Here is a 24,634-nt window from a genome sequence, read left to right on the forward strand (position 1 = left end):
AATAGAAGATGGAATATACGATACTCATCCTGATCCTGCCGTTGCTGAGTTTCCTCTGCCTCGGCCTGCTGGGTACCAAGCTCCGGCCGTTCGTTTCGGGCTGCATCGGTTCGATCGTGCTGGCTGCGGTCGCTGCGATGTCCTATACGGTAGCGGCGCAGTACTTTTCGACGGCACGCGTCGACGGCATCTACCAGCCGTGGACGGTGTTCAACGTCGAGTGGCTCGGTTTCACGCAGAACCTGCACATCGACCTGGGCATCCTGCTCGATCCGATTTCGGTGATGATGCTGGTGGTCATCTCCACCGTGTCGCTGATGGTACATATCTACAGCCTCGGCTACATGAAAGGCGAGGTGGGCTTCCAGCGTTATTACGCATTCCTGTCGCTGTTCACCTTTTCGATGCTGGGGCTGGTCGTGGCCACCAATATTTTCCAGATGTACATTTTCTGGGAGTTGGTGGGCGTTTCCTCCTACCTGCTCATCGGGTTCTACTATACGAAGCCCGAGGCGATCGCCGCATCGAAAAAGGCTTTTATCGTGACGCGATTCGCCGATATGTTCTTCCTGATCGGTATCCTGCTCTTATCGTACTTTACCCAGACATTCAACTTCGGGGAAATTACCTCGAGCGCAGCCGGTAACGGCAGCATCTTCGCAGGAGCTGCGGGCAAGACCTTCATGGGGTGCTCGGTGATGGCCTGGGCGATGGCGCTGATCTTTATCGGCGGTGCCGGTAAATCGGCGATGTTCCCGCTGCATATCTGGCTGCCCGACGCGATGGAAGGTCCGACCCCGGTATCGGCGCTGATCCATGCCGCGACGATGGTCGTGGCCGGCGTCTACCTGGTCGCACGCCTCTTTCCGGTGTATTACTTCCAGACTCCCGAGGTGCTCGTGGGCATTGCGGTGGTCGGAGCGTTCACCTCGCTGTTCGCGGCGGTGATCGCCTGTGTGCAGACCGACATCAAGCGCGTGCTCGCCTTCTCGACCATTTCGCAGATCGGTTTCATGATGGTGGCCCTCGGCGTATCGGGTTACGGCGGACACCACGGCCTCGGTTACATGGCCGGTATGTTCCACCTCTTCACGCATGCTATGTTCAAGGCGCTGCTGTTCCTCGGTGCCGGTGCGATCATCCATGCCGTACACAGCAACGAAATGAGCCACATGGGCGGCCTGCGCAAACAGCTTCCCATTACGCACATCACCTTCCTGATCGCCTGCCTCGCGATTGCGGGTATTCCGCCCTTCTCGGGCTTCTTCAGCAAGGACGAAATCCTCTCTGCGGCATTCATGTTCAGTCCTGCGATGGGCTGGGTGATGACCTTCATCGCTGCGCTGACGGCCTTCTATATGTTCCGTCTTTACTATCGTATTTTCTGGGGCACTCCTTCGGAGCACGAGCATACGCCGCATGAAGCCCCCGGTACGATGACCACGCCGCTGATTATTCTCGCTGCCATTACCTGTGTGGCCGGATTTATACCTTTCGGTAAATTCGTTACCAGCGACGGAGCGCCTTACATCATCCACCTCGATCCGGCCGTGGCCATCACCAGCGTAGTGATCGCCTGCATTTCGATCGGTATCGCGACGTGGTTCTACCGCCGCCAGAATCCGATTCCCGGCAAACTCGAATCTACTTTCAAAGGACTCTATACCGCAGCTTATCACCGTTTCTATATCGATGAGGTATATATGTTCGTCACCAAGAAGATTATCTTCGGCGGGATTTGTTCGGGTATCGCCTGGTTCGACCGCCATGTGGTGGACGGCTCGCTCAACGGCATCGCCGCGGTTACGCAGCGCCTCTCGCTGGCTATTCGCGGCCTGCAGTCCGGCCAGGTACAGTGGTATGCTTATGTATTCCTGATCGGCACGCTGGCGCTGACGATCCTGATCGTGTTTTGTTAACGGATAAAATATAAAGACTGGATATGAACTTCTTATCGTTATTTGTGCTGATACCCATCCTGATGCTCGGCGGGCTGTTCCTTTCCCGCAACATGAAGCAGATCCGTTGGGTAGCTGCTACGGGAGCCTCGCTACTGCTGGTGCTCTCGGTCGTGCTGACGTTCCTCTTCCTGGGTGAACGCGCCGCCGGGAACGATGCCGAAATGCTTTTCATGGCCGAAATGCCGTGGTTCACGCCGCTCAATATCAATTATTCTGTCGGGGTAGACGGAATTTCGGTAGCGATGCTGCTGCTTTCGTCGGTGATTGTGTTCACGGGTGTGTTTGCGTCGTGGAAGATCGATCCGCTGCCCAAAGAGTTTTTCTTGTGGTTCTGCCTGCTCTCGACGGGGGTTTACGGCTTTTTCATTTCGATCGACCTCTTCACGATGTTCCTCTTCTATGAAGTGGCGCTGATCCCGATGTACCTGCTGATCGGGGTGTGGGGCACGGGCCGCAAGGAATACTCGGCCATGAAGCTGACCCTGATGCTGATGGGCGGTTCCGCGCTGTTGCTGGTGGGTATCCTCGGTATCTATTTCTTCACCGGTGCCGAAAGCGGTTACTACACGATGAACCTTCTGGAGATCGCCCGGGGAACCATTCCCGTAGGCGTGCAATATTACTTATTCCCGCTGACTTTCATCGGTTTCGGCGTGTTGGGAGCGCTTTTCCCGTTCCACACCTGGTCTCCCGACGGTCACGCTTCGGCTCCTACGGCGGTGTCGATGCTCCATGCGGGGGTGCTGATGAAGCTGGGCGGTTACGGCTGCTTCCGGGTTGCGATCTACCTGATGCCTGAAGCTGCAAATGAACTGGCGTGGATCTTCCTGATCCTGACCGGGATCAGCGTTGTATACGGAGCTTTCTCCGCCTGCGTACAGACCGACCTCAAGTATATCAACGCCTACTCTTCGGTGAGTCACTGTGGTTTGGTTCTCTTTGCGATCCTGATGCTGAACCAGACGGCGATGACCGGTGCCGTGTTGCAGATGCTCTCGCACGGTCTGATGACGGCCCTCTTCTTCGCACTGATCGGTATGATCTACGGACGTACGCACACGCGTGACATCCGCGAGATGGGCGGCCTGATGAAAATCATGCCGTTCCTCGGTGTGTGCTACGTGATTGCGGGTCTCGCATCGCTCGGCCTCCCGGGCCTGAGCGGTTTCGTGGCCGAAATGACCGTTTTTGTCGGTTCGTTCGAACATCACGATACATTCCATCGCGTGCTGACCATCGCGGCCTGCACATCGATCGTCATCACCGCGGTTTATATCCTGCGCGTGGTGGGCAAGCTGCTTTACGGCAAAGTATACGACCAGCATCACCTGACGCTTACCGATGCCGTATGGTACGAGCGTTTCTCGGTCGTGACGCTGATCGTTGCGATTGCCGGTCTGGGTATGATGCCGTTGTGGGTGTCGGACATGATCCAGCAGAGCCTCTTACCCGTAATTGAACAATTAACCCGATAACGTCCTATGGATTACAGTAGTTTTTTGGAGATGAAAGCGGAGCTGTCACTCGTCGCGGTGATGGTGATCCTGTTGATATACGACCTGTTCGCCGGGGAAAAGGGCATGCGCTGGTTCCAGCCGCTGGCCTGTATCCTGGTGGCCGCCCAGATCCTCTATAACATTGTTCCTACGGGCAATGTCGAGATTCTCGGCGGGATGTACCAGTCCACTCCGATGGCGAGCGTTCTCAAAACCATCCTCACGATCGGTACGTTGATCGTCTTCCTGCAGGCCCGTAATTGGCTCGAAAGGGATGCTATTATCCGGCGCGGGGAGTTCTATTTCCTGACGCTCTCTACGCTGTTGGGTATGTATTTCATGATTTCGGCGGGCAATTTCATGCTTTTCTATTTAGGGCTGGAAACCGCGTCGATCCCGATGGCTACGCTCGTGGCTTTCGATAAGTACAAGCACAAATCGGCCGAAGCCGGTGCGAAATATATCCTGAACGCCGCCTTTGCATCGGGTTTGTCGCTGTACGGCCTGTCGCTGCTTTACGGTACGACCGGAACGCTCTATTTCGCCGACATCCCGATGATGCTCGACGGCAGCGCACTGCAGATCATGGCGATGATTTTCTTCCTCGTGGGCCTTTTCTTCAAGATTTCGCTTGTGCCGTTCCACCTCTGGACGCCGGACGTCTACGAAGGTGCGCCGACGAGCGTGACCGCTTACCTGTCTGTCATCTCGAAAGGTGCGGGAGCATTCGTGCTGCTGACGATCCTGATCAAGGTGTTCGCCCCCTTCGTACTGCAATGGCAGGCGATGCTATACGGGCTGATCATCCTGACGATCACCGTGGCCAACCTTTTTGCGATCCGCCAGAAGAACCTCAAGCGTTTCCTCGCTTACTCATCGGTGTCACAGGCCGGTTACATCATGCTGGGCGTGATCGGCGGCAACCCGCTGGGCATGACCGCACTGGTGTATTATGTACTGGTCTATCTGGTTTCGAACCTCGCTGCATTCGGCGTGATTTCGGCTGTGGAGTACAAGACCGGTAAGGTGACGATGGACGATTACAACGGCCTGTACCAGACCAACCCGAAGTTGAGTTTCGTGATGATGATCGCGCTCTTTTCGTTGGCCGGTATTCCGCCGTTCGCCGGGTTCTTCAGTAAGTTCTTCATTTTCGTGTCGGCCGCTCAGATGGGCTTCTACGTATTGGTGTTCATCGCACTGCTCAATACGATTATCTCGCTCTACTACTACCTGTTGGTGGTTAAGGCGATGTTCATCAACAAAAACGACGCGCCGATCGAAAAATTCCGCAGCGACAATTACATGCGCCTCAGCCTCGTGGTCTGCAGCGCCGGTATTATCCTGCTGGGTATTCTGAGCGTGGTGTACGACAGTCTGGTTCCGCTGAGCTTCGGCATGTAGGCCGTACCCGTGCGGTGTCGGTATTCGTCCGGGAGATTTCCGGTATACCGTCATCGTTTTCTGATAACATAGTTTTACCGACTGTTTGAGTGCAGCCTGTATAATAAAGATAACGCCCCGGAATGAATTGCATTCCGGGGCGTTATCTTTATCGTTGCTTCGTGTCTAAAGGTTCGGCTGTATCTGCCCACATGACCGGATGAGGGCCGGGTCGGCCTTTTTGTCCTTGTCTCTTGGGGTTATTGTTCGTCCTGGGTGTGCAGGTGTTTCATCACTTTAGCATCCAGGTAGAAAATGATGTCCTCGGCGATGTTGTTGCAACGGTCGCCGATACGTTCGATACGCCGGATGGCCGAATGCAGATAGAGGCCGTCCAAGATTGCGTCCGGGTTCTGTTCCATGTAGGTGGCCAGCCGGTGTACATTTTCGGTGTTGAGCCGGTCCACGACGGTGTCTTTGGCGAATACCTTTCCTGCCATGTGGCTGTCTTCGTTCGCGAGTGCCGATTTGCAGAGTTTGAGCATGCAGATCACCTCGTCGAACATTTCGCGGATCTGTAGTTGTCCGAGTAGTTCGGTATTGATCTTTTCGGTCTGGTTGTGGATGACGAAGTGTGCGATGCCGTCTGCGAAGTCGCCGATTCGTTCGAGGTTGTTGTTGATTTTGATGATCGAAAGGATCATCCGCAGGTCGACGGCTACGGGCGTGAGCAATGCGAAAAAGTTTTCACACTCCCGATCCACGGTCAATTCGTAGGAATCGACCAGCTTTTCGCGGCTGGTGATCTCGTGCGCGAGTTCTTTGTTACCGTCGAGCAGTGCGGCGGATGACTTCTCCACCTGGCTTTGCACGAGGCTCCACATCTCGGCCAGGGATTTTTTGATGTTGCGGATCGAATCTTCGGTATGTTTCATAGCGGTCGGTTTTTTGATGGGAAGGTATCGGCGGATTTGGGATACAGCTGGGGTGTCTGTCCTGTCGGGGACGATTTTGGGGGGATCAGCCGAAACGCCCCGTGACGTAATTTTGGGTGGCCTCTTTGGTCGGGCTGACGAATATCTTTTGCGTATCGTCGTACTCGATCAGCTCGCCGAGATAAAAAAATGCCGTGCGGTCGCTGACACGTGCCGCCTGTTGCATGTTGTGCGTCACGATCACGATCGTATACTCTTTTTTCAGTTCGTAGATCAGGTCTTCGATCTTGGTGGTCGAGATGGGATCGAGTGCCGAGGCCGGTTCATCCATCAGCAGGATCGACGGTTCGACGGCCAGGGCCCGGGCGATGCAGAGCCGCTGTTGCTGGCCCCCGGAGAGTTCGAAAGCCGATTTTTTTAGTTTGTCTTTCACTTCGTTCCAGAGGGCCGCGCCCTGTAAAGAGCGTTCGACGCGCTCGGCGATCAGCGCCCGGTCTTTTATGCCGTTTACGCGCAGGCCGTATGCTACGTTCTCGAAGATCGATTTCGGAAAAGGATTGGGTTTCTGGAACACCATGCCCACCTTTTTGCGCAGTTCGACCACTTCGGTCTGGCGGGCATAGATGTTCTCGCCGTCGATCAGGATTTCGCCGGTGAGCCGCGTGCCGGGAATCAGGTCGTTCATTCGGTTCAGCAACCTCAAAAAAGTCGATTTGCCGCAGCCGGACGGACCTATGAACGCCGTGACGGTGTTGCGTTCCATCTCCATTGTGATGTTTTTCAGCGCGTGGAAATCGCCGTAATAAAAATTTACCTCTTTGGCATCAATGGTTATCATGGGGTATGGATTATCCGGTTTAATTCATTTTTACCTTTTTGTTGAAATAGCGTCGCAGTCCGTTTGCCGCCAAGTTGATCACCAGTACGATGGCGATCAGCACAAGCGCTGTGCCGTAAGCCATCGGGCGCGTCGCTTCGAGGTCTGTGCCGCTGGTGGCGATCACGTACAGGTGGTACGGAAGGGCCATTACCTGGTCGAAAATACTCGAAGGCAGTTTCGGCAGGAAATAGGCTACCGCCGTGAAGAGGATCGGGGCGGTTTCGCCCGAAACGCGCCCTACCGAAAGGATCAGCCCGGTGATGATGTTGGGCATGGCCATCGGCAGCAGTACGCGGCGGATCGTTTGCAGTTTGGTGGCCCCGAGTGCGAGGCTGCCGAGCCGGTACGAGTCGTCGATGCGGCGCAGCGCTTCTTCGGTGGTACGGATCACGATGGGCAGTACGAGCAGTGCGAGGGTGAACGATCCCGCTATGATCGAATCGCCGAAGCCGAGCGTATTGACGAACAGCGCCATGCCGAACAGGCCGAACACGATCGACGGCACGCCGCTGAGGTTGTTCGTCATGATGCGGATAAGTTTGACGAGCCAGTTGTCGCGCGTGTACTCGCTGATATAGATGCCCGAGAGGATTCCCAGCGGGAAGGCGATCACTATGCTTCCCAGGGTCAGGCATAGCGTCCCGACGATGGCGGGCAGGATTCCCCCGGCGGTCATGCCGTCGCGCGGCATACCGGTGAGGAATTCCCAGCTGATGACCCCGATGCCTTTGACGATGATGAAACCCTGTATCCAGAAGAGTACGCCGACCACGGCGATACTCATCAGCCGGAAGAGCCAAAATGCGGCCTGTTCGGAGAGTTTTTTACGGCGGATGCCGGACGTGTGTTGGGGAATGGTCATGGCTTAGACGGATTGCTTGGGGCGTTTGGCATTGATCATTTCGACGCTGATGCTGATCACGAGCGTCAACAGGAAGAGGATGCAGCCCAGCAGGAAGAGTGCTTCGTAATGCGCTCCGCCGGCGGGAGCTTCACCCAGTTCGGCTGCGATCGTCGCGGGGATCGTGCGTAGCGGTTCGAGCAGCGTGTGCGGCATGACGGCGGCGTTGCCGGTGACCATCAGTACGGCCATCGTTTCGCCCAATGCGCGGCCGATTCCGAGTACGACTGCGGCCGTGATGCCTGAAATCGAGTAAGGAATCACCACTTTGCGGATCGTCTGCCAGTGGGTCGCGCCGAGTGCCAGGCTCGACTCCTTCATGGCCCGCGGGGTATTGCGGATAGCGTCTTCGGCTACGGTAATGATCGTCGGCAATGCCATAATCGCCAGAATGACGGCCCCGGCCAGTCCGGTTTCTCCGACGGGCAGCGAGAAAGTGCGCTGCACGAGCGGGACGATCACGACCAGTCCGAAGAAACCGTAGACGACGGACGGAATGCCGGCCAGCAGTTCGATGACCGGTTTGAGCAGGTTGCGCAGCCGGTGGCCGGCCAGTTCGGCCATGTAGATGGCGACGGCCAACCCGAAGGGCAGTGCAATGAGGATTGCGGCGATCGAGACCCACAGCGTGCCGAGGATCAGCGGCAGTACGCCGAATTGCGGCGCGGGTTGTGCGGTGGGGTACCACAGTTTGCCGCCCAGAAAACTCGCAGGCGTGATTTTGCCTTCGTCGAGTATGCGTCCGGCGAAATCCTCGGCGATCAGTTGTTTCGGCAGGTAGGCGATGATGTTCTTGTGCGAGGCAACGATGCGGCTTAGGCATTGCGGAACGTTTTCCAGTTTCTCGCCCAGTTCTTCGGGCGTCGCGTAGGCGGTGATGTCGTCGAGCCGGAACAGGCGGATCGAATCGCCGCCGCCCCAGCCGAGGGTTCCCCAGGAGGCGATGTCGCCGTCGAATACCTGCATCACCTGCTGCGGGGAGAGCTTCTGTACCGGATTCTCGCGGTTCACGGCCAGTACGTATCCTTCCTCGATGTCGGGCGTGTTGAACAGTCCGGCTCCTTCGCGGAAGAGGAACACGACCATCAGGATGATCGTGATGCTGGTGATGTAGCCGCTGGCCATCAGCAATTTTTCGGTGATCGTTTCGAGGACTTTGCGAAGTGTTTTCATGGGTGCCGGAAGTTTGCCGCGCTTGGAATTTCAGGATGAGAGGGGGTATCTTATCGGGTATTTGCGTTATTTGACAGGGATAAAACCGGTTTCGGCGACCATCCGCTGCCCCTGGTCCGAGAGCAGGTAGTCGAGGTAGGGTTTGATCCGCTTTTCATTGGCCTGGTCGTAATAGAAATAAAGGGGCCGTACGACCGGATAGGTACGGTTTTTCGAGTTTTCGAAGTTCGGCGCGACATAGTTTTTTCCGCCGTCGTAGGAGATGCTGACCGGTTTGATGTTTTTCTTACCGAGGTAAGCGAGGCCCACATAGCCGATTGCGCCGGGCGTCTGGCTGACGGACTGGATCACGGCGCCGGTAGCCGGCATACTGAGGATCGAAGCCATGTAGTTACGGTGGCGGAGGACGCTCTCTTTGAAGAATTCATAGGTGCCGGAGCTCGTCTCGCGCGAATAGACCACAATGCGCATGTCAGGGCCGCCTACTTCTTTCCAGTTCGTGATCTTGCCGCGGAAAATTGCTTCGAGCTGTTCGCGCGTAAGTTTCGAGACCGGATTGGCCGGGTTCACTACTACGGCCAGCGCGTCGAAGGCTACCGTAACCTCGACGGGCGGGTGTCCGGCCGCCTGCAGTTTCATCCGTTCGTCGAATTTCATGCGGCGCGAGGCCATTGCAATGTCGGTGGTGCCTTCCCTCAGCGCTGAGATACCCACGCCGCTGCCGCCGCCTGTGACGGTAATTTCGGCGCCGGGATGTGAGTGGAAGTAGCTTTCGGAGGTCTTTTGCACGAGCGGCAGCAGCGTGTCGCTGCCCTTGAGCTTTTGGGCGGAAGTCCCGGCAATCCCTGTAGCCAGGGAAAGGAGTGTGCAAAGAGCTGTAAAGCGGTGTTTCATATAGTTCTGTTGTCCGGTATGCGGTATCTGGCAGGTTGCATGGGCTGTGGCATCGTTCTGTCGTCCGGATGGCTTACCGGATCGTGTTCGTCCCCTGTACTGCAAGTTTGCGGCAAAAGTAATCGGACAACGTTAAGCTAATCTTAAAATCGTGTTAAGATATGATTAACAACGTACCCCGGAAGGGATTTCCCTTCCGGGGTGCGTTGAAAAGGTGCGTTGAAAAGCGGTATTTACAGGAATGAGGACCTGCGGGTGCGCCGCTTCCGGATCAGGATCAGGCTCCGGGCGGATCGGTCGGTGCGCGAGCGGGGGCTATTCCAATTCCTTGACCGCTTTGAGGGCCGCTTCGTAATTGGGCTCCTGTGCAATTTCGGGGACGTATTCGATGTAGCGGATAATGCCCTTTTTGTCGATTACGATTACGCCGCGGGCCAATAGCCTCAGTTCCTTGATTACGAAGCCGTACTTCATACCGAAGTCGAGGTCGCGGTAATCGGAATATACATGCACGTTGTCGATGCCTTCGGCAGCGCAAAAACGTTTTTGTGCAAAGGGCAGGTCCACCGAAATCGAAAGGATTTCGACATCGCCTTTCAGTTTGCTGGCCTCTTTGTTGAAACGGATGTTCTGCAGGGCGCAGACCGACGTGTCGACCGACGGGAAAACGCTTATGATGAGGTTTTTGTCTTTGTACTGCGACAGGGATACCGGTTGCAGGTCCCCGTCGAGTACCGTAAAACGCGGAGCTTTGTCGCCTGTTTGCAGGTGCGTCCCCACTAACGTGACGGGACTGCCTTTGAAGTTGACTTTTACATTGTCCATAACATTGGGTTTTAATCTATTTATAAAGATACAATTCTGATACCAATTATGCATCCGGAATGCTCTTTGTTTATCCCGGAGGCGGCCGGAGCGGAGGAATCAGGATGACGGGCGACCGAAAATTCCGGTTTTTTGCCGGGAGTCCTTTGCAAAATGGGGCGTCGGGTATAATGGCTGCCGGCTGGTATGCAGTGCAGGTTTTTTAATTGTGGGGTAAATCCGCTATCTTCGCCGTTGCGGTGTGGAACGTGGGGAATATTTGTCTGCCGGCTCGAGCCGCGGATTTTTTGTATTATACGTAAATAAACCTATTCGACCGATCAACAGCGGTCGTTGTGATGGGAATGAAAATCAATAAGACCAATGCAGCCCGGTTATTGGACCGGGCGCATATAGCGTATGAACTGGTGCCGTACGAGGTGGATGAGGAGCATCTCGCCGCGGCGCATGTGGCAGAACAACTCAATGAAGATATCGCGCAGGTGTTTAAAACGTTGGTATTGAGAGGCGACCGGACCGGCATTTTGGTTTGTGTCATACCGGGCGACGGCGAGGTGAACCTCAAGCTGGCGGCGAAAGTGTCCGGGAACAAAAGCGTCGAAATGTTGCATATGAAAGAACTGCTGCCTACGACAGGATATATTCGCGGTGGTTGTTCGCCGATAGGGATGAAAAAGAGTTTTCCCACGTATATCCATTCGAGTTGCAGGGATTTCGACCATATTTATGTGAGTGCAGGCGTACGCGGACTGCAATTGCGGATGGCTCCGGACGACCTGGTGCGTTATGCGGATGCCGTGGTGACCGACTTGCTCTGAGAATTTGTAAGACGGGCGGCTGTTGGAAAAGGACGGAACGGAGACGGGTAACGGCGAATAAAATGGCCGGATACGACAGGATACGGAGACGGAGGAAAACGATGGAGGAAGGTAAGCAATCGCTACCCAATGAGATAAGCGCAGTATTGATTCGGTGGTACGAAACCCACCGCAGGGAGTTGCCCTGGCGTGAGACTACCGATCCCTACCGGATCTGGATATCGGAAATTATCTTGCAACAGACGCGGGTTGCGCAGGGATTGGAGTATTACCTGCGTTTCGTGGAACGTTTTCCCGACGTTCGGTCGCTGGCCGGGGCGCACGAGGACGAAGTGATGAAGTTGTGGCAGGGTTTGGGGTATTACAGCCGCGCCCGGAACCTCCATGCGGCGGCCCGTGAGGTCTCCGGGAAATATGCCGGTCTGTTCCCTGCCGATTATGCTAGCGTGCGGGCCTTGAAAGGGATCGGCGACTATACTGCAGCCGCGATCTGCTCGTTTGCATTCGGTCTGCCTCATGCGACGGTGGACGGGAATGTTTACCGCGTACTGGCACGCTTATACGGGCTTGAGACGCCTATCGATACTCCTGCCGGCAAGCGGGAGTTTGCCGTTTTGGCCGGTTCGCTGCTCGATCCGGCGCGGGCGGGACTGCACAACCAGGCGATGATGGAGTTCGGAGCCCTGCAGTGCGTACCGCGCTCGCCCGATTGCACGGTTTGCCCGCTGGCAGGCCGGTGTGCCGCGCTCAGGCAGGGGCGTGTAGATGAACTTCCGGTCAAAGCGGGGCGGACGGAGGTGAAGCCGCGCTATTTCAATTACCTGCATCTGCGCAACGGCGGCCGTACCGTGCTGGTCAAGCGGACCGGAAGCGATATCTGGCGCAACCTGTATGAGTTTCCGTTGCTGGAGACCGGGACTCCGGTAGCGTTCGACGTATTGCGGGACGATCCCCGTTTCCGGGCGTTGCTCGGCGGCACGGAATATGCCGTGTTGCACCGTGTGGCGATGCCCAAACACCAGCTTTCCCACCGGACTATCCACGCCTGTTTTTATGAAATCGAAGTGGAGGCATTCCCGCACCCGTTGCCACCGGACGGCTGTGTAGTCGCTGACGGCGAGGTATCCGACTATGCCGTGTCGCGCCTTACCGAACTCTATCTGCAACGGCGCGGATAAACGACGGTTAGAAAATAAAGATCATGTCAGGTTTTATTTAACAATAAGGAGAATTATGAAAAATATGACGAAGATCGATCCGAAACAGATCGATGAAAATGTGATCCGGTTGATCGGCAGCCAGTGGATGTTGGTAACGGCCGGAAATCCCGCGCATTTCAATACGATGACGGCCAGTTGGGGCGGCCTTGGGTTCCTGTGGAACCGGCCAGTGGCTTTCGTGTTTATCCGGCCGCAGCGCTATACGTTCCAGTTTGCGGAGGAGAACAGCGGACTCACGCTCTCTTTTTTCGGGGAGGAGTACCGCGACGCATTGAAAATATGCGGTTCGCGCTCGGGACGGGATACCAATAAAGTGGCCGAAGCCGGACTGACGCCGGAGCCTACTCCGGGCGGGAATGTCGCTTTCGGTGAGGCGTCGCTGGTGTTGGAGTGCCGCAAGCTTTACGCCGAAATGCTCCGGCCGGAGGCATTTGCCTTACCGGGCATTCTGGAGCAGTGGTACCCGACGGGAGACCTGCACAAGATGTACGTGGTCGAGATTGTCAACGTCTGGCGACGCTAGGGCGTCCGCTGTGACGATCTTGGGAACCACAACCCAAGTCGGTCGTGGGCAAATAGTCCCCCGCGACTAAGGGCCAGATTCCGGAATGTTTGGCGTAAAGTGTGGCCGAAATGGATCGGAGAGGGCGCTGAGCCGTTCTTTGGTCTGAAATTTGGAACATCTTTTCTCGTAAACTAAAACCGGGAAGCTATGAAGATGGAACATATCCGCGGGGACCGCAAAGGGTTCTTTCGCGCCGTTGACGGGAGCGTGGAAGCAGGATTGATATCGTATGTGGATGCTGAACCGGATCGGATGATTATCGACCACACCGAAGTGGCGGGACATTACTCCGGAGAGGGTGTCGGTAAATTGTTGGTGGTGACGCTGGCGGAATATGCGCGTGCGAACAGCCGCAAAGTGATCCCGCTCTGTTCGTTCGCCCGTGCCGTGTTCGATAAGATGCTCGGCATCCGGGATGTGCTGGTGAGATAGCCGGGGCGGAAGGAAGGTCGATGTTGTTTGTCCTTCGTTACGGATTATAATAAAACCGTCCTCGGTAGGACAGTTTTATTATAATGTGCTTTATTGTTCTATTGGGTTATTCTGTTTTGTATCCCGTCAGGCTTCCGTTATGGAAGGAGAGGACGCCTGTGCGGGTGTTGCAGGTTGGGCGCTACCGGCCCCGGCGTCTGTATTTACCGCCGTATCGTTGTTTCCGGTGGTTTCCGTGGTTTCTGCGCCTGTTTCGGCAGCGGCCGTGCCGCGTCCCCGACCGCCGCGGCGGCGTCCGCCGCGTGAACGGCTGCGGGTTGCAGCACCTTCGGCGTTTGTAGCCTCATCAGCGGTGTCAGTGGATACTGAAGCGTGTTCGGGAGATGCCGGTGTGGGCTTATCCGCGCCTTTCCTGCCGGCACCTGTATGTCCCGGTGTCTGATCCGGAGTAGATTTTTCCGGATCCTGTTTTTTCGTATTTCTGCCGCTGCGTGTACGATCCGAACCGGATGCCGCTGCATTTTTCCCGGAAGATTGCTCTTTGGCTGTCTCTTTGCCGGTGCTGTTCCCTCGGTTGGCGCGGTTGCTGCCGGAGGCCGACGTGCTGCGGGAATTTCCTGCTGCTGTGGCGCTGCGACGACGTCCCGGCTCAATGTCGCCTTCGCGTCCGGTAGTGGCCGTGAGCGTCTTCATCCGTTCCAGGGTGTCGAGGTGTATTTCGAGCGCCTTGACCGAAATGAGCAGTTCGCGGATCGAGATGCCGAGCGAAATCACCAGCAGGACCAGCGCGACGCCGAATGTGTAGACGGCTGCCATTTGCAGGCCGATGTAGATCAGGAAGGTGCAGACGACGCACAGCAACAGGCTGCTCACGCCGAAAAGCTGCATTTGCCGGGCCATGTAAAGCCTCCGGCGCAGGTTGGCCAGCTGCAGGCGCGTGATGGCCGACGGATTTTTGTCGTGGTCGGCTTTCAGGTTGCGCACGACCTGTGCGTAAGAGAGGAAACGGTTCGTATAAGCCAGCAGGATCAGTGAAATGGCTGAAAAGAGAATCGAGGGCGTTGAAAGAGTAAGTTCTGTCATTGACTTTTTATATTTTTTTGTTTTGCCAGTTTGCTTTGGTGAGGTAAAGATAGGTAAATAATAGCAATACGATGCTATAGATGTGATCGACTGTCCAACATACGGCAATATCGGGACGGTGTACGATGATGATTTGCCAGATGGCGGCCACGTACACGGCCAGTGCGACCAGTTCCATCAGCATGGCTGCACGCGTATTACCGGTGCCCGACACGGCGCAGAACAGCATGTTGCTCGGGATGAGGGTGAAGTAGATCGCCACCATCACCCACAGCGAGGCGATCGACGCGGAGATCAGCGATTGGTCGCCGGTATAGATGTGCAGCACGAGGGATGGGAAGAGGGCCATCAGGGCCATGACCGGAAGGGCGGCCCAATAGGACATCCGGACGATTTGCCAGACGGTCGGCATTACCAGTTTCGGCTCGCCGCGGCCCATCAGGGTACTGACGAGGGCGCTCGTGGTTGAACCGAATGCGCTGATCGTTACGAAAAGGATCGACGAGAGGCTGCGCACGATGTTCGAGATGGCGAGTTGCCGTTCGCCGAGGTGTTCGACGGCCAGGAAGAAAAGGAACCAAGTGGCGGTGGAGATGAATGCCTGCATCATGGTCCAGATCGAAACGTTGAAAATCAGGCCCAGTTCACGGAAGTTCACGCCCCGGAAACGGAACAGCCTGTAACGGCGCGGATTGCCTTTCAGGCGGGTGTAGATAGCGAAAAAAAGCAATGAAACCAATTCCGCTGCCGACGAAGCGATCGCCGCACCGGCGATGCCGAGTGCAGGACAACCCAACTTGCCGAAGATCAGGATGTAGTTCAGAACGACATTCGTGAGTACCATTACGACCGAGTTCGCGGTAAGGATACGGGTGTTGGTCGTGCCGACGTAAAAGGCGCGGAACAGGACGGCCGCGAACGAGAAGAAGAAGCCGTAGATGCGCCAGTCGAGATAGCTGATCGCAGCGGTGTAAACGGCATCCGAATCGATTAGTCTGCGCAGCAGCAGCGGCGTGAAACTTTTCGAAACGAAGAACATCACCGCGGCAAAAAACAGCAAAAAGAGCAGTCCTTGCTGGAAAATCGGTCCGATCTCGCGCAGGCGGCCTTCGCCGTTACGCCGGGCGATCAGGATTTGCACGCCGATACTGAATCCGAAGCCGAGCATGAAGATGGCCATGTAATAAACGCCGGCCAGGGCCGATGCGCCCAGTTCCACCTCTCCCACACGTCCCAGGAAAGCCGTGTCGGTCAGCCCGATCATATTCTCCATCAGCAGGCTGATGAGGATCGGGTAGGTGATTTGCCAGATATGCCGGTTGCTGTAAGCTTTCATGCGGGGTGTTGCGGGACGGGTTTGTATATTTCCGGCACCTGTGGATTGCGGTTGGCCGCAAGGTCATGCCGGGGCCGATCGTTGTTTATTTATGAAGGGGGTGACTTGACTTCGGTTTCAGTTCGGTGCGGTGCGGTTCAGTTCAGTTCAGTTCAGTTCAGTTCGGGTTATATCCGTAGTGTATTCCGTGAGCGCTGCCGGGGGACAAAGGTAGGATTTTATTTCCAAAAGCTTAACTTTGGGTATTATTTGTGCAGTCCGTACGGGTCGGTGCGGAGGTGTTTCCGGGATATGGCCGGAGTTGCCGGGATCCGTGTCCCCGGCGGATAATCCGGATGGTCCGGTACTTAATTCGTGAAGCAGAGAGTAAAATAAAAAGTAGAGATAGAAGGAATAAAATGGCAACGGTCAAAAAGAATTTTCCGGTATTGGAGATGAGCTGCGCATCGTGTGCAATGAGCGTCGAAAGCATGGTGCGGAGCATTCCCGGCGTGGAGGCGGCCTCGGTAAATTTTGCATCGAACCTGCTGAACGTGGAGTACGATCCGGTGCAGGTGACTCCCGGGCGGTTGCAGGAAGCGGTGCGCTCGATCGGGTACGATCTGATTATCGACGAAGACCATGCGGCTGAAGAGCAGCAACAGGCCCAGCAGTCTCATTACCGCGCTTTGCGCCGCGATGCGGTCGGAGCATGGATTTTTGCATTGCCGCTGATGGTGGCCGGCATGGCTTTTATGCACGATGGCTGGGCTGCGTGGCTGATGCTGGGACTTTGCGTGCCGGTGTTGTGGTTCGGACGTATTTTCTTCGTAAATGCCTGGAAGCAGGCGCATCACCGTACCGCGAATATGGATACGCTGGTGGCCCTCAGCACTTCGATTGCTTTCCTGTTCAGCCTTTTCAATACACTGTTCCCGCAATACTGGCTGGCGAGAGGACTCGAACCGCATGTTTATTATGAAGCGGCCGGGATGATCGTCGCATTCGTGCTGCTTGGTAAATTGCTCGAGGAACGGGCCAAGGGAAATACTTCGTCGGCGATCCGCAAACTGATGGGACTCCAGCCCCGCACCGCGCGGGTCGTGTTGCAGGACGGTACCGAACAGGATGTGCCCGTAGCCCGGTTACAGGCCGGAGAGCGTATCAGCGTGCGGCCCGGGGAGAAAATCCCGGTCGACGGGACGGTGGTTTCGGGCGGTTCGTTTGTCGATGAGAGCATGATTACCGGCGAGCCGCTGCCGGTGGAGAAGGAGCCGGGGGCCGCGGTGTTGGCCGGGACGGTCAACCAGCGCGGTGCATTCGTGCTGGAGGCGTCGAAAGTGGGTAGCGATACGCTGCTCGCTCAGATCATCCGCATGGTGCAGGAGGCACAGGGCAGCAAAGCCCCGGTACAGCGTATCGCCGACCGTATTGCGGCTGTATTCGTGCCGACAGTGATTGCACTGGCGGTGTTGACTTTCATCCTGTGGTTGGTCTTCGGCGGCGGCGGAGCGTTTACCTACGGGTTGTTGGCAATGGTCTCCGTGCTGGTGATCGCCTGTCCGTGCGCATTGGGATTGGCGACTCCTACGGCCCTGATGGTGGGAATCGGCAAGGGGGCCGAGCATCAGATCCTGATCAAGGATGCTGCCGCCCTCGAAAGGATGTGCAAAGTGGATACGGTAGTGCTCGATAAGACCGGCACGCTGACCGAGGGGCGGCCCGAAGTGACGGGATGGCTGTGGACCGGCTGCTCGGACAGCGGGCAGGAGGTCGGCAATGTCGGCGGGGCCGGATCCGCCGTACGTGACGACGACCGGCGCTCACCCGGAACCGAACGGCCCAGAAACCGTTGGCGCGACCTGTTCTATTCCGCTGAACTGCGTTCGGAGCATCCGTTGGGAGAGGCGGTCGTGCGTTACCTGGAGGGGCAGGGGGCGACTGCCTGTCCGCTCTCGGGCTTTGAAAGCCTGACGGGAAAGGGAATTAGGTTCAGGGAGCCGGAAGGTATTCCCGCAGCGGGAGAGAATCCTGTTTCCGGTCCGGATACGATTCCGGATGGACGTTCCGTTTCGGACACGGTTTCCGGGGTGGAGTCGGAGGAGGGAAAAACCTACTGGATCGGCAGCCGTAATCTGCTGGCCGCATACGGAGCCGCAATGGATGACGCACTTTCTCGGCAAATTACCTCCTATGAACAGGAGGGGCGCAGCACTGTGTTTTTCGGGAGCGGTACACGGTTGTTGGCGGTAGCTGTAATCAGCGACCGGATTAAGCCGACGACACCTGCCGCATTGTCCGAATTGCGGGCATTGGGGTTGGAAATCTGCATGCTGACCGGGGACGGACGCAAAACGGCCGCTTCGATTGCGGCGGAATTGGGGATCGGACGTTATGAAGCCGAAGTGCTCCCTGTGGACAAGGACCAATTTATCCGGCGGTTGCAGGCTGAAGGGCGCACGGTGGCGATGGTCGGCGACGGCATTAACGATTCACAGGCGCTTTCGCGTGCCGACGTGAGCATCGCGATGGGGCGCGGCACCGATATTGCCATGGAGGTGGCGATGGTGACGCTGATGAACTCCGATTTGCTGCTCGTACCGCGGGCCTATAAACTTTCGCGTGATACGGTACGCGCCATCCGGCAGAATCTTTTCTGGGCGTTTGTTTACAATGTGGTGGGTATTCCGATCGCGGCCGGAGTACTCTACCCGGTATGGGGAATTTTGCTCAATCCGATGTTGGCCAGTGCTGCGATGGCTTTCAGTTCGGTGTCGGTGGTGCTGAACAGCCTGCGGCTCCGGTGGAAATAGCGAATGAACGGCATTGCGGCTGCAGGGGTTGACAAAAATTATCGGGACAGCATTCCGGATAGGATCAATCAAAACATCCGGGGATAAAATTATATTGAAAAAATAACGAAGGTGTGAACCTGAAAATAAAGGAGTAAATTATGAAAACGAGTAAATTCAAAACGAATGCGAAGTGCGGCGGATGTGTCGCGCGCATAGGAGAGAAGCTGGATAAGATGATACCGGGACAACAATGGGATATCGACCTGACGACTCCTGAACGGATATTGACCGTCACTTCGGACGAACCGGACGATAAAATCGTTGCGGCCGTCGTGGACGCTGGTTATAAGGCGGAAAAGCTCTGAACGGCATTTGTTCGCACAGCCCAGTAGCCCGATCCGGGGACGGAAGCGGCGTGGTGCGGCAGTGTCGGTTTCACACATGGGTAAAACCGGAAAATGGTTGGGATTCCTGCCTGACGAATTACCCGCCGAAGATAAAAAAGTGTTGTAAAGTCACGATTTTTTGTCGGATAAGGGCAATCGGTTTGCAATTATTTCGTTAGTTTTGTCGAAACCGTTTTGTAAGTGAACGTGAAAGAGACTGCTGCGAAAATACTTGATCCGTTCGAAGGCCAGGATGAAGAGTCGTTGTTTAAAATTTTTACCGCTACCGCCCAGGATCATCCTTTGCCCATGGAGGCCCTCGCTCCGCATCAAATCCGGGGGATGGGCCTCTGCATTTGTCTGGCCGGTGAAGTCCGGATATCCATCGACCTGAAGCATTATACGGTGCATAAGGGGGAAATGTTTATTATCCTGCCCGGGGTGGTGATACAGCCCATCGGCCGCAGCGATGATTTCGTCGGTTATGTACTCGGCCTTAAACCCGACCGGGTGGCGGAAATCGACTCTTCGGTCGGTCTCCAGTTCTATCTTACGGTCCGGGACAATCCTTGCCTTGCACTCCATGACGGAGATTTGCAGACACTCCTGGAGCTGTGCGATTTGATTAAAAAGAAATTGCAACGCACGGGACATCCTTATCACCGGGAAGTTGTCGAACACCTGATTCTCACCCTGTTTTACGAAATCAGTGCGATTTGCCACCGGGGACAGCCGCTGCGCCAAAAAGCACGCAGGCGGCAGGAAGAGCTGTTCGAAAAGTTCCTTTATCTGGTGGCGACCCATTACCGCACCCAGCGTAGCCTGAATTTCTATGCCGAGCAAATGTGCCTGACGCCGAAATACCTTTCGTCGATCATCAAGCAGGCTTCGGGTGAGAGCGCTACCGAATGGATCATCCACACGGTGATCCGCAATGCCCAGGCGTTGCTCGAGAATTCACAGCTGACCGTCCAGCAGGTAGCCGACTATCTCAATTTTCCTACGCCCTCTTTCTTCGGGCAATATTTCAAAAAACATGTGGGCATGACCCCCAAGGAGTACCGGTTGAGCAAGCGTTAGAGCTTACCTGTGCCGGGCTTGCGGGATGGTCGTTGTCTGGATACCTGATGTTTCGATTTGCATGGATCGGATTTTATTTTTGTCCCGGAATGCAAAAAATATTGTCATGATACATCAAAAAGAACAAAAAAATGTACTTTTGGGACATTAACCCAAATGTAATTTTTTGAAAACATATCGATTCGCAGCTCTGTGCCGGCTAGCCGTAGCTGTATCCGTAATGTTGTTGCGCGGAATTTTTCCGGTGTGTGCTTTGCCGTCCGTCATTTCTGACACGATGGCAAAAAAATGTGTGACCGCGCTGGATACCTCCGAAACCGCGCCAGGCGGTTTCTCCGTTTGCGTTGCCTGCGATACGACGGATACCCCGGTGCAGGACACGTTGCGGAACGGAGTGGCGAATATTTCTTTGACGGGTTCGGCAGCCCAAGATTCCAGCATGGCGGACAGGATGGAGCATGCAGCCTGGGCCGGTGTTTCGCAAATCGATACCGTGAGGCCCGACACGACCATCAGGCTTACCGGTTGGGATAAGTTCCGTGCCGGGGTCGACCGCATGACCACTACCCGGGCCTATAAAATGACTTATATCGCCGTGCCGTTGATGGTAGCCGGCATTGCCGTCAATAGCGAGCGCAACCATTTCTGCGACCTGCGCAACTCTTATATGCCTACGTTCCGCTACGATTTCGACGATTACCTGCAATACGCTCCCATGGCACTGATGTTCGGGTTGAAAGTCGCGGGCGTGGAGAGCCGCAGTTCGTGGGGGAGGATGTTGGTTTCGGACGCGTTTTCCGCCGGATTGATGGCGTTGATGGTCAATGGCCTCAAATATACCGTGAACCAGCCCCGTCCCGACGGTTCGGGCAACAATTCGTTTCCTTCGGGGCATACCGCGACGGCTTTTATGGCTGCGACGATGCTGCATAAGGAATACGGCCTTACGAGGAGCCCGTGGTACAGTATCGGGGGGTACACCATAGCGACGTGCATCGGCATGACTCGCCAGATGAATAACAAGCACTGGCTCTCGGATGTGCTGATGGGGGCCGGGATCGGCATCCTGTCGACCGAGTTGGGGTATTTTCTGGCCGACCTGATCTACAAGGATCGCGGACTGCGCCGGCCCGAGCAGGATTATACGAAATTCAACTACGCTCGTAAATCCTCTTTTTTCGGTCTCTATACGGGTTTCAGTTGGGCGAACCGGCATATCGCGCCCGTCGGCGACCTGAATCTGCGTTTCTCTACCGGTGCCAATGTCGGCGTCGAGGGGGCCTGGTTCATGAACCGTTATATCGGTGTGGGCGGCAGGTTTACATGCGCCAGTATCCCCATGTCGATCGATAACGACCTGTATTTCGAGGCTCACCCCGGGTTTGCCGCGAATTTGCAGCGGATCGAGCTTTCGTCGCTCAAAATATCGCAGATCATGGCCGGGCCCTATTTCTCTTATCCGGTAACGAACCGCTGGCTGCTGGGAACGAAACTGCTGGTCGGCTATTATCATATGCGCCGCAGTGAAATCAATGCCGTGGTGGGACAAAGCAACGATCAGCAAACCGCCTCTGCTCCTGGAGATGCCGCACTCCGGCATGTCGCGCATGGCAATATTGTGCAGGGGAATGCGGAGCGGCCTTGGGGACGTAGTGGTAATCCGGACTTTGAAACCTCCTCTTCCGAATCGTCGTCGGCGCCCGGAGAATTGCGGCTGCCGATGGTGGCCCTCGGTGAAACCGGCAATTTCGGTTTCGGTTCCGGCTTGTCGTTCACTTATCTGGTTGAACGTAATTTCGGGGTCCGCATATTTTACGACTGTAATTTTTCCCCGGCCAATCTGGCTGTGACCACTTATAATGCCGACGGGGCTTCCAAACAGACCAATGTCAAGCACTTCAGTACCTCTTCGACACTCGGTATCGCCGTTAATATCGTATTCTGGTAGAGCCTGAGGTCCATGTGCAGGGAGGCGGTTTTTCCGAAAATTTACTTTTTGCTATCTTTATCCGGCGGTCATCTCCTGATATCGGATCGTTTGGCGAACCTCGCAGGACGAGGTCCGGAGCGGATTTTCCCGATCGCAGATTTTTATCGAGCTAATCGGATGACCTAAAAACGGATGAAGATGAAACCAATCAAGAAGTGCGGATGGTGCAGCAGGCTGCGTATCCGGAAGGCCGGGATATGCGCAGTGCTGTCCGGCGGTGCGCTTTTGCTGGGTGCCGGCCGTGTCGCGGCGCAGGCGGACAAGGCCAACTATGATGAATCGAAAGTGCCGCATTATAGGCTGCCTGAACCGCTCGTGTGCAACGACGGCAGGCGCGTGACTTCGGTCGGGGAGTGGGAATCGCGCCGGGACCGGGAGATCCTGCCGCTGTTCCGGTCGCAGATGTATGGTTATGTGCCGGCACCGGAAGTGCCGTTATCGACGGAGTACACCGTGCTGTCCGAAGAGGAGGCGCTCGACGGGCGTGCGATTCGCCGTCAGGTACGCATCCGCTTTGTCCGGCCGGCGACAGGCCGTTCGCCGGCCGATCGGCAGGATGTGCTGGTGTTGATCTATCTGCCTAAAGATAAAGCGACCGGTGAACATCGCGGTAACCAGCGTGGGGTGCCGGTGTTCCTGGCATACAATTTTTACGGGAATCAGACGGTAAACGCCGATCCGGGTATTCTGCCGACTATCTCCTGGTGCCGCAATAACGAGCGTTTCGGCGTGACCGATCACGACGGCAGCAAGGCGATCCGGGGGAGTAATGCGTGGAGCTGGCCGGTCGATACATTGCTGTCCGAGGGTTTCGGATTGGTGACCGCATGCTATAACGACATCTATCCCGATGGGACGGGTAACCGGGATCGGAGTGTGATCCGCCTGTTCGGCGACACGTTGCAGCGGGCCGACGGTTGGGGCGCTATTTCGGCCTGGGCGTGGGGGCTCAGCCGCATTATGGACTATCTGGAACAGGCACCCGGAGTGGATGCTTCGCGGGTTACCGTTACGGGACATTCACGGCTCGGCAAAACTGCTTTGTGGGCTGCGGCGCAGGATCGGCGGTTCGCAGCGGTGATTTCGACCAATTCGGGTTGTGGGGGAGCGGCCCTTTTCCGCCGCGAATTCGGCGAGACGGCGGACCTGATTTGCGGACCGGTGGGATACTGGTTCTGTCCGAATTTCCAGCAATACCGCAACAACGAAGCGGCTTTACCGGTCGACCAGCATGAATTGATCGCACTGATGGCTCCGCGTCCGGCCTACGTGGCCAGCGCGACGGAAGACCTGTGGGCCGATCCGCGCGGAGAGTTCCTTTCGGCGGCGCATGCCGGAGAAGTGTATGCGCTGTACGGGTACCGGGGGCTGGATACCTTTACGATGCCTCCGGCCGATCGACCGCTGGCGCACCGCGTGGGCTACCACCTGCGTACCGGGCAGCATGACGTGACGGCTTGGGACTGGGCGCAGTATATTCCTTTCGTTAAACGGGAGGTGTGTGCGAATGGGAAATGAATCCCGAAACAGGAAATAGGCAGCCGCGGGCTATCTCGATCCCCAGTAGAGGAAGAGCATGCCGATCAACACCAGCACCAGGTCGACCGCTTTGCTGCGCAGATTTTTTTCGCGGAACAGCATCGCTCCGAATGCGAAGGAGACGATGACGCTGCCCCGCCGCACCATCGATACGACCGAAATCATCGAACCGTCGAGGCTCAGCGCATAAAAATAGGCGAAGTCGGCTGCCGACAGGAAGATCGAGATCAGCGGAATACTCCAGTGCCAATGGAATGGGGATGAGGCACGATGCGGCCACCACAGGGCGGGCAGCACGACGGACATGATTCCCAGTTGGTAGAGATTGTACCACGATTGGACGAGCATAGGGTCGAGCCGCCGCATCAGGAATTTGTCGTAGAGGCCGCTGACGGCCCCGAGCAATGCGGCGAGTACGATGCAGAAGATCCAGCGGTTATGTTTGAAGTCGATACCTTCCTTCCGTCCCGAGCGGCTCAGCATCAGGAACGACACGGCGGCGAGGATGACGCCGATCCACTGCCAGAGGTTCAGCCGTTCGCCGAAGATCAGCATCGCACCAACGAGCACCATAACCGGCCGTGTCGCATTGATCGGACCCACGATCGTGATGGGCAGGTGTTTGAGACCGAAATAGCCGAGCATCCATGAACTGAGTACGATCAGCGATTTGAGCAGGATCAGGCGGTGCACTTCCCATCCTGCGGCGGGGACGTAAATCAGCGGATGGGCGGCCATCTGTTCGGGCATCCACGCCGAAAGCAGGATAAACGGCAGGAAGATCAGCGAAGAAAACAGTGTGTTGAGCAGCAGTACCGGCAGGACGGCATTCCCGTCGAGCGACTGTTTTTTGAATACGTCGTAGAAGCCCAGTAACAGGGCCGAAAGGAAGGCGAAGGCTAACCACATGGGCGGATCAGGTTTGTCCGGGGTGTTTCCCGTCCCGGTTTCGGGGGGCAAATT

20 protein-coding genes and 1 pseudogene are annotated in these 24,634 nt (G+C 56.2%); 12 read left to right on the forward strand and 9 right to left on the reverse strand.

Annotation, left to right across the window (positions count from 1 at the left end; genetic code table 11):
- The first annotated feature begins 8 nt into the window (after positions 1-8).
- Genes nuoL through NQ495_RS11050 form a run of 3 tightly spaced genes read left to right on the forward strand, consistent with a single transcriptional unit; the run spans position 9 to position 4,861 of the window.
- Positions 9-1,919, forward strand: a complete 1,911-nt coding sequence (nuoL, locus tag NQ495_RS11040; RefSeq protein ID WP_009133323.1) for an NADH-quinone oxidoreductase subunit L — start codon at positions 9-11, stop codon at positions 1,917-1,919.
- Positions 1,920-1,942: 23 nt separating this feature from the next.
- A complete protein-coding gene (locus tag NQ495_RS11045; protein WP_009133324.1) occupies positions 1,943-3,436 on the forward strand; it encodes a complex I subunit 4 family protein in 1,494 nt (497 codons plus the stop codon).
- 6 nt (positions 3,437-3,442) lie between these two features.
- Positions 3,443-4,861, forward strand: coding sequence for an NADH-quinone oxidoreductase subunit N (locus NQ495_RS11050; protein WP_009133325.1), 1,419 nt, complete (start codon positions 3,443-3,445; stop codon positions 4,859-4,861).
- Between the two features lie 239 nt (positions 4,862-5,100).
- Here NQ495_RS11050 and phoU read toward each other — a convergent pair whose 3' ends face one another.
- The 6 genes from phoU to tpx all read right to left on the reverse strand — a co-directional run bounded on the left by phoU (position 5,101) and on the right by tpx (position 10,448).
- A complete protein-coding gene (phoU, locus tag NQ495_RS11055) occupies positions 5,101-5,775 on the reverse strand; it encodes a phosphate signaling complex protein PhoU (RefSeq protein ID WP_009133326.1) in 675 nt (224 codons plus the stop codon).
- An 85-nt stretch (positions 5,776-5,860) separates the two neighbouring features.
- Complete coding sequence (gene pstB / locus NQ495_RS11060) at positions 5,861-6,613, reverse strand: phosphate ABC transporter ATP-binding protein PstB (protein WP_009133327.1); 753 nt, start codon at positions 6,611-6,613, stop codon at positions 5,861-5,863.
- A gap of 19 nt (positions 6,614-6,632) precedes the next feature.
- Positions 6,633-7,517: a phosphate ABC transporter permease PstA gene (pstA, locus tag NQ495_RS11065; RefSeq protein ID WP_009133328.1), complete on the reverse strand. Its 885-nt coding sequence runs from the start codon at positions 7,515-7,517 to the stop codon at positions 6,633-6,635.
- A 3-nt stretch (positions 7,518-7,520) separates the two neighbouring features.
- Entirely contained in the window at positions 7,521-8,729 is a 1,209-nt protein-coding gene (gene pstC, locus NQ495_RS11070) for a phosphate ABC transporter permease subunit PstC (RefSeq protein ID WP_009133329.1), read from the reverse strand.
- A gap of 66 nt (positions 8,730-8,795) precedes the next feature.
- Positions 8,796-9,623, reverse strand: a complete 828-nt coding sequence (locus NQ495_RS11075; protein WP_009133330.1) for a phosphate ABC transporter substrate-binding protein — start codon at positions 9,621-9,623, stop codon at positions 8,796-8,798.
- 315 nt (positions 9,624-9,938) lie between these two features.
- Positions 9,939-10,448 (reverse strand): thiol peroxidase, encoded by a 510-nt coding sequence (gene tpx / locus NQ495_RS11080; protein ID WP_009133331.1) that lies wholly within the window; start codon positions 10,446-10,448, stop codon positions 9,939-9,941.
- A 344-nt stretch (positions 10,449-10,792) separates the two neighbouring features.
- On the opposite strand from tpx, the gene ybaK reads away from it, so the two are divergent.
- The 4 genes from ybaK to NQ495_RS11100 all read left to right on the forward strand — a co-directional run bounded on the left by ybaK (position 10,793) and on the right by NQ495_RS11100 (position 13,483).
- Positions 10,793-11,266 (forward strand): Cys-tRNA(Pro) deacylase, encoded by a 474-nt coding sequence (gene ybaK, locus NQ495_RS11085; RefSeq protein WP_040294353.1) that lies wholly within the window; start codon positions 10,793-10,795, stop codon positions 11,264-11,266.
- 101 nt (positions 11,267-11,367) lie between these two features.
- Positions 11,368-12,444: an A/G-specific adenine glycosylase gene (gene mutY, locus NQ495_RS11090; RefSeq protein WP_009133333.1), complete on the forward strand. Its 1,077-nt coding sequence runs from the start codon at positions 11,368-11,370 to the stop codon at positions 12,442-12,444.
- Positions 12,445-12,499: 55 nt separating this feature from the next.
- Entirely contained in the window at positions 12,500-13,009 is a 510-nt protein-coding gene (locus tag NQ495_RS11095; RefSeq protein ID WP_009133334.1) for a flavin reductase family protein, read from the forward strand.
- A 189-nt stretch (positions 13,010-13,198) separates the two neighbouring features.
- Positions 13,199-13,483, forward strand: coding sequence for a GNAT family N-acetyltransferase (locus NQ495_RS11100; protein ID WP_009133335.1), 285 nt, complete (start codon positions 13,199-13,201; stop codon positions 13,481-13,483).
- Between the two features lie 693 nt (positions 13,484-14,176).
- Here the strand turns inward: NQ495_RS11100 and NQ495_RS11105 are convergent.
- Positions 14,177-14,566, reverse strand: a pseudogene (locus NQ495_RS11105) (DUF2721 domain-containing protein); the annotation flags it as partial.
- Between the two features lie 7 nt (positions 14,567-14,573).
- Positions 14,574-15,902, reverse strand: coding sequence for an MATE family efflux transporter (locus tag NQ495_RS11110; RefSeq protein WP_009133337.1), 1,329 nt, complete (start codon positions 15,900-15,902; stop codon positions 14,574-14,576).
- Positions 15,903-16,300: 398 nt separating this feature from the next.
- Here NQ495_RS11110 and NQ495_RS11115 point away from each other — a divergent pair, with 398 nt between their 5' ends.
- From NQ495_RS11115 to NQ495_RS11135, 5 genes are all read left to right on the forward strand, one after another.
- Positions 16,301-18,694, forward strand: a complete 2,394-nt coding sequence (locus tag NQ495_RS11115; RefSeq protein ID WP_009133338.1) for a heavy metal translocating P-type ATPase — start codon at positions 16,301-16,303, stop codon at positions 18,692-18,694.
- A 140-nt stretch (positions 18,695-18,834) separates the two neighbouring features.
- The gene (locus tag NQ495_RS11120) at positions 18,835-19,041 is read left to right on the forward strand and encodes a heavy-metal-associated domain-containing protein (RefSeq protein WP_009133339.1); all 207 of its coding nucleotides are present in this window, start codon (positions 18,835-18,837) and stop codon (positions 19,039-19,041) included.
- A 222-nt stretch (positions 19,042-19,263) separates the two neighbouring features.
- Positions 19,264-20,142, forward strand: coding sequence for a helix-turn-helix domain-containing protein (locus NQ495_RS11125; protein ID WP_009133340.1), 879 nt, complete (start codon positions 19,264-19,266; stop codon positions 20,140-20,142).
- Between the two features lie 277 nt (positions 20,143-20,419).
- Positions 20,420-22,090, forward strand: coding sequence for a phosphatase PAP2 family protein (locus tag NQ495_RS11130; protein ID WP_009133341.1), 1,671 nt, complete (start codon positions 20,420-20,422; stop codon positions 22,088-22,090).
- A 180-nt stretch (positions 22,091-22,270) separates the two neighbouring features.
- The gene (locus NQ495_RS11135; RefSeq protein ID WP_009133342.1) at positions 22,271-23,650 is read left to right on the forward strand and encodes an alpha/beta hydrolase family protein; all 1,380 of its coding nucleotides are present in this window, start codon (positions 22,271-22,273) and stop codon (positions 23,648-23,650) included.
- Positions 23,651-23,680: 30 nt separating this feature from the next.
- On the opposite strand, the gene NQ495_RS11140 is transcribed toward NQ495_RS11135, so the two are convergent.
- Positions 23,681-24,580 (reverse strand): DMT family transporter, encoded by a 900-nt coding sequence (locus NQ495_RS11140; protein ID WP_040294145.1) that lies wholly within the window; start codon positions 24,578-24,580, stop codon positions 23,681-23,683.
- Positions 24,581-24,634 lie beyond the last annotated feature (54 nt).

The organism is Alistipes indistinctus YIT 12060 (assembly GCF_025144995.1).
Classification (GTDB): Bacteria; Bacteroidota; Bacteroidia; order Bacteroidales; family Rikenellaceae; genus Alistipes_A; species Alistipes_A indistinctus.

Excerpts from the sequence above, each read along its gene's own strand:
- nuoL (WP_009133323.1), top strand. The coding sequence starts at position 9 with ATGGAATATACGATACTCATCCTGATCCTGCCGTTGCTGAGTTTCCTC.
- NQ495_RS11045 (WP_009133324.1), top strand. The coding sequence starts at position 1,943 with ATGAACTTCTTATCGTTATTTGTGCTGATACCCATCCTGATGCTCGGC.
- NQ495_RS11050 (WP_009133325.1), top strand. The coding sequence starts at position 3,443 with ATGGATTACAGTAGTTTTTTGGAGATGAAAGCGGAGCTGTCACTCGTC.
- phoU (WP_009133326.1), bottom strand. The coding sequence starts at position 5,775 with ATGAAACATACCGAAGATTCGATCCGCAACATCAAAAAATCCCTGGCC.
- pstB (WP_009133327.1), bottom strand. The coding sequence starts at position 6,613 with ATGATAACCATTGATGCCAAAGAGGTAAATTTTTATTACGGCGATTTC.
- pstA (WP_009133328.1), bottom strand. The coding sequence starts at position 7,517 with ATGACCATTCCCCAACACACGTCCGGCATCCGCCGTAAAAAACTCTCC.
- pstC (WP_009133329.1), bottom strand. The coding sequence starts at position 8,729 with ATGAAAACACTTCGCAAAGTCCTCGAAACGATCACCGAAAAATTGCTG.
- NQ495_RS11075 (WP_009133330.1), bottom strand. The coding sequence starts at position 9,623 with ATGAAACACCGCTTTACAGCTCTTTGCACACTCCTTTCCCTGGCTACA.
- tpx (WP_009133331.1), bottom strand. The coding sequence starts at position 10,448 with ATGGACAATGTAAAAGTCAACTTCAAAGGCAGTCCCGTCACGTTAGTG.
- ybaK (WP_040294353.1), top strand. The coding sequence starts at position 10,793 with ATGAAAATCAATAAGACCAATGCAGCCCGGTTATTGGACCGGGCGCAT.
- mutY (WP_009133333.1), top strand. The coding sequence starts at position 11,368 with ATGGAGGAAGGTAAGCAATCGCTACCCAATGAGATAAGCGCAGTATTG.
- NQ495_RS11095 (WP_009133334.1), top strand. The coding sequence starts at position 12,500 with ATGAAAAATATGACGAAGATCGATCCGAAACAGATCGATGAAAATGTG.
- NQ495_RS11100 (WP_009133335.1), top strand. The coding sequence starts at position 13,199 with ATGAAGATGGAACATATCCGCGGGGACCGCAAAGGGTTCTTTCGCGCC.
- NQ495_RS11110 (WP_009133337.1), bottom strand. The coding sequence starts at position 15,902 with ATGAAAGCTTACAGCAACCGGCATATCTGGCAAATCACCTACCCGATC.
- NQ495_RS11115 (WP_009133338.1), top strand. The coding sequence starts at position 16,301 with ATGGCAACGGTCAAAAAGAATTTTCCGGTATTGGAGATGAGCTGCGCA.
- NQ495_RS11120 (WP_009133339.1), top strand. The coding sequence starts at position 18,835 with ATGAAAACGAGTAAATTCAAAACGAATGCGAAGTGCGGCGGATGTGTC.
- NQ495_RS11130 (WP_009133341.1), top strand. The coding sequence starts at position 20,420 with ATGGCAAAAAAATGTGTGACCGCGCTGGATACCTCCGAAACCGCGCCA.
- NQ495_RS11135 (WP_009133342.1), top strand. The coding sequence starts at position 22,271 with ATGAAACCAATCAAGAAGTGCGGATGGTGCAGCAGGCTGCGTATCCGG.
- NQ495_RS11140 (WP_040294145.1), bottom strand. The coding sequence starts at position 24,580 with ATGTGGTTAGCCTTCGCCTTCCTTTCGGCCCTGTTACTGGGCTTCTAC.